This window comes from bacterium (assembly GCA_024226335.1).
Taxonomy (GTDB): Bacteria; Myxococcota_A; UBA9160; order SZUA-336; family SZUA-336; genus JAAELY01.
In genome coordinates this window covers 1-4723 of record JAAELY010000414.1, presented here as the reverse complement: position 1 = coordinate 4723, position 4723 = coordinate 1, and the positions used below count along the sequence as shown (strand labels likewise).

The following is a 4723-nucleotide window of genomic DNA, read 5'->3' as shown; positions in this document are numbered from 1 at the left end:
CTCTTGCCGCCCTTGCGCACCAGCGCCACGACTTCTGCCTTGTACTCCTTCGAGAACGATCGTCGGTTCCGCTTTTCCATCAGACACTCCTACCGCACTTTCGTGCGATCTGTCGTGTCTACGAAACCGGGGCAACCTCACCTGCTCACCTCCGGCCCCCCAGCGGTCGAGCCTCGTCCTCCCGCCGCTCCGAAGTCCCTTTGCAGCTGCTCGGCTGCGCGCGGGCCCCCAGATTCCCCGACTGCCAGCTCTCAACAGCCGAAAATCGATGGTCTTATTAGGGAGACAGGGGTGCGATATTTCTTTCCGCCAGAAGCCACTCTCTCAGGTTTCAATCGGTCCGAATATCCCCAGGCAGGTCAGGGCTGCACAGCCAGGACTATTTCGCCCCTATTGACATCTTCTTCAACACGCGGTGTGCGGTCGACTGCAGCAAGCGCTTCAACATGTACGGTTTGTTCTGGTAGTGAGTAACCTGGTCATCAAAGCCGCGGACCCCTTTCAGACGCTCCAAATAGGCCTTGACGCCTGGACGCCTACCGTCACCCCACATCCTCTTATCTAGACCCACAAAATCGATGCGCGCCAGAATGGTCGTCCAGGCGATATCGGCCAACGTGTACTGGTCGCCGACGATCCATTGATTGCCTTTCAGCTGCTGCTCCAGGCCATCCAGCAGAGTCTCCATGTGTGCGGTGATCTTGCCAATAATCACCTTATCGCTCTGCTCCTCGATCCACTGTTCGGTATCGCGCAACTTGGCTTCGTAATCCTCCTTCAGATCGGGATTGTCATCGCGCAACTGCTTCAGTTTATCGATACGTGCTGGTTGCTTTGAACGCGCAAGTTTTCCCATCAACCCCTTCGCATTGCCGTAGGTCAGACCCCGAATGGGGAATTGGTCCTGAGCCTCGAGCCATTGGTTCATGACGGATTTCAAGCCATCATCTTCAGGCTCCAACTGGGGGCCAGGCAAGTTGCGATCGATGTAACGCATAATCGCCCCCGAATCGAAGACGGTGCATTCCCCGTCGATCAGGGTCGGAACAACCCCACGTGGGTTGATTCGCATATAGCTGGGCTCGAGGTTTTCGTCGATAAACATGTTGATCTCTCGGTCTTCCCATTGCACCCCTTTTGCAGCCAGAGTCAGGCGAACCTTTTGAGAGCAAATAGAGGGACCGGAATGGTAGAGGGCAACAGTCCTCGGTGTAGAGGCATGCACATCATCTCGTTCAATGGACGGAGCGGGATGGAGCTCTTTCAAGTGCACTACAGCACTCTTGAAACCGTCATACCTATCATCTCTTTCGCGTGTAAGGACAGGACTCTTCTCGCTAGATGGATCGGCCATAGTGCGTTTCCTCCAAATGGTGTGTCCCGGGTTTCTTGGCTTTGAGCGCGTCCATCGCGCCGGGCGGCATCTGAGCCTCGATGACGGACTTCATCCAATCGGGTTTTCCGAGAAACCGGAGGGATTCCATTGTCATTGCGACTCCTCGCTCGCAACCGCCGGAAGGACCGATACGGGGATCCCGTTGAGCACCGCCGTGCCCGCAACGGGGTCGACCTTCTCGGGGTCGGTAAGGGCGTTCGCGTTCACCCCCGGGTGTTTGCTCGCGACCGACAAGCGCAGGCCTGGCCCAACATGTCCGTATCCGTGGGGCAGGCTGACGACCCCACTCATGACGTCGTTGCTGACCTCTACCGGGACGACAACCTCGCCGCGGTTCGAACGCATGCGGGCGATCGCGCCATCGGTCAACCCTCGCGCTTCGGCGTCCTCCGGATGGACGAGCAGCGTGCACCGCGCCCGACCCTTCATCAGCCGGGGCAGGTTGTGCATCCAAGAATTGCTGCCGCGCAGCTCCCGCCGGCCGATCAGCAGGAGGTCCATTCCGCCGGGGGGGCGCCTATCGAGGAGTGCCTCCAACCGGGAAAGATCCTCGAGCATTGCGGGCGGAGCGGCGGCGATGCGCCGCTCGGGTGTCAGTAGGCGTCCGGGCAGCGACGGCTCGAGCGGCCCGAGGTCCAGGCCGTGGTCGAGCGCCTTCAGCTGTTTCAGCGTGACCCCGGACCCTCCCCGGCGCAAGCCAAGCCCGAGCATGCGTTCGGGACCGATTCGCTCCTTCAGGAACGCGACGATCCTCTGTTTCGGTCCTTTGGCGAGACGGCGGATCAGGCCGCTCATGATCTGCCAATCATCCAGAGCGCCGGGGGGCGGGTCGAAGACGCGAGGGGACCACTTCGCGACGTTCCGTACGGCCCACCGGTTCCCGATGAGATCGTAGTGGTCGCGCTCGAGGTGCGACACCGGCGGCAGAATCAGATCTGCGTGCCGGCTGGTTTCGTTCACATAGCAGTCGAGGCTGACAAAGAAGTCCAGATCCTGAAGGGCGCGCTCGAATCTGGGCCCATCGGGAGTCGACAGCACCGGGTTCCCAGCCACGGTCACCAGGCCGCGGACCTGCCCCTGCCCCGGCGTGAGAAGCTCGTCGGCCAAGGTGGCGACCGGCTGCTCCCCACCGAACTCCGGCAGCCCGCGCACGCGGCTGTTCCACACCCCCAGGTCCCACTTCGGCAGCATCCCGTTCGCCACCGGGTCGAGTGCCGGGGCCGGGAGCATTGTCCCTCCCGGGCGGTCGAGGTTGCCGGTGACGAGGTTGAGTACGTTTATCAACCAGTTGCACATCACGCCGTGCGCCTGGACGGAGGTCCCCATGCGGCCATACACCAGGCCGCTTTCGGCTGACGCAAGCTCCCGAGCGAGACTCTCGATGGTCGCCGCCGGGATGCCGGTCGCCGACGCTACCAGCTGAGGCGACCAGCGGCGTACTGCCTGCTCCACGACGTCGAGTCCGTCGGTGAACTCCGCAAGCCGGCCGGGCTTGGCGAGCCCCTCATCGAAGACGACGTACAGCATCGCCGCGAGCAGCAGCGCGTCGGTGCCGGGTCGCACGAAGACGTGCTGGTCGGCCAGCCGCGCGGTCTCGGTGCGGCGCGGGTCCACGACCACGAGTCGCCCGCCGCGTGCCTTGAGCTCGCCGATCCGCTTCCGGAAGCCGGGAGCCTTCATCATCGTGCTCTGCGAGACCGCCGGGTTGCCACCGATGATCATCATGAAGCGGGTGCGATCCAGGTCGGGCATCGGCATCAGCAGCTGATGTCCGTACATCCAGGACGCGACCAGCAGATGCGGCAGTACGTCCATCGAGATGGCCGAATAGATGTTGCGACTCCCCAGCGCAGCGACAAAGTCCTGCTGGAAGAGAATCAGCTCGTAGTTGTGGGAGCTCGGATTGCCCCGGTACAGCGCGACTGCGTCGGGACCGTGGGCTGCCTGGATCGATCGCAAGCGGCTCGCCGTGAGATCGAGGGCCTCGGTCCACCCGATCGGCTCCCAGCCGGACCCGGCACGCCGAAGCGGTGCCCGCAACCGGTCGGGATCGTGGTGCAGATCGATCAGGGAGACACCCTTCGGACAGATCGCACCGCGACTCAGAGGATCTTCCGAGTCACCTCGGATCTCCGTGACACGGTCGCCCTCGACCTTGACGCGCAGACCGCAGCTGGCCTCGCAAAGAGAGCAGGCCCGGTGAACGACGCGCTGTGTGAGTTGTTCCGACATGAGCATCGCCACCTAAGGCCTGAGCTGAGCGGCCGCGAAGAGCGGGAGGGTGACTTCGAAAGGCGTGAAGCTTCTGGCTTCCTGCTCCAAGGATTGGCTACGCAACATCTTGGGTCCTCGCCTGGTAGTCGAATTCGAAGATTCTATTTTGAATATGCATTCAAACCATGCTCTCAGCACGCGTGTTTGTCAAGGCGATCGGCGACCGTGCGTCAAATTCGCCTGTTCATCGGCGAAGTTACGCGACCGGACTGGGCGGTAAGTCCCTGGGCGGGCTTCGGAATATTCCGTCCTCGAGGGCGGCGGAACGATGCGCTATTGACATCAAGCCATTTTGACCGCATATTTCGAATGCCTATTCAAATTCCCACGCCCAAACCCTCTTGTCCATCGGGGAATGGGAGCAGGAGCGCCGGAAGGTCCGGTCCTCACGAGGAGTTTTGTGGGACAGAAATGGAGTCGGTCAGCCAGCGCAGGTTCGACGGCTCGGATCAGCGCGAAGCTGACATCTGACTCTTTGTCGAAACTGGAACGCCAGAGCCGAGGATCGGGAGATACCAATGACTACCGAAGAAGATCACGAAATCGTTGGTCTCGAGAACCACGTTCGGACGGAGCCAAAGAAGATCCTGGTTGTCTTGGGCAGTCCGCGGAAGAACGGGACCGGTAGGAAGATCGTAGAGACCTTGGTGTCGGTCATAGAGAAGCAGGCCAATGTTCCTGTTGCTGTCGAATACCTGTTCCTGAACGCCAGGCAAATCGATCACTGCCGCGGCTGTTACCTCTGCCTGCGAGAGCACGAAGATAATTGCCCTCTGAAAAAGGACGAGTCGCTCGAGCTGAAAGAACTGTTCCGGGGTTCAGATGGATTCATTTTCATCAGTCCCGCCTATGGGCTCGCAGTTTCTTCCGCCATGAAATTGTGGATCGAACGTGTTTTCTCCTGGCTTCATCGCCCATTCCTTTTTGGGAGACCTGTAATCGTATTGAGCAATGCAGAGGTCTACGGAATGGAGATCGTCGCGAACTACCTGGGCGAGATGCTGGAGACGATGGGAATGCACGTGACGGGCAAGATCAGCGTGGCATCTCCGG

General features: G+C 60.7%; 3 protein-coding genes. 1 reads left to right on the top strand and 2 read right to left on the bottom strand.

Annotation, left to right across the window (positions count from 1 at the left end):
- Positions 1 to 379: 379 nt before the first annotated feature.
- Positions 380 to 1267: a glutathione S-transferase family protein gene (locus GY725_20465; GenBank protein MCP4006559.1), complete on the bottom strand. Its 888-nt coding sequence runs from the start codon at positions 1265 to 1267 to the stop codon at positions 380 to 382.
- A gap of 219 nt (positions 1268 to 1486) precedes the next feature.
- Positions 1487 to 3628 carry a molybdopterin-dependent oxidoreductase gene (locus GY725_20460; GenBank protein ID MCP4006558.1) on the bottom strand — a complete coding sequence of 714 codons (2142 nt, stop codon included), beginning with the start codon at positions 3626 to 3628 and terminating at the stop codon, positions 1487 to 1489.
- Positions 3629 to 4188: 560 nt separating this feature from the next.
- Here GY725_20460 and GY725_20455 point away from each other — a divergent pair.
- A partial coding sequence (locus GY725_20455; protein ID MCP4006557.1) for a flavodoxin family protein occupies positions 4189 to 4723 on the top strand: 535 nt, incomplete at its 3' end.

What these genes read in the sequence shown, in the direction of transcription:
- GY725_20460 (MCP4006558.1), bottom strand. Translation starts at nt 3,628, where the DNA reads ATGTCGGAACAACTCACACAGCGCGTCGTTCACCGGGCCTGCTCTCTT.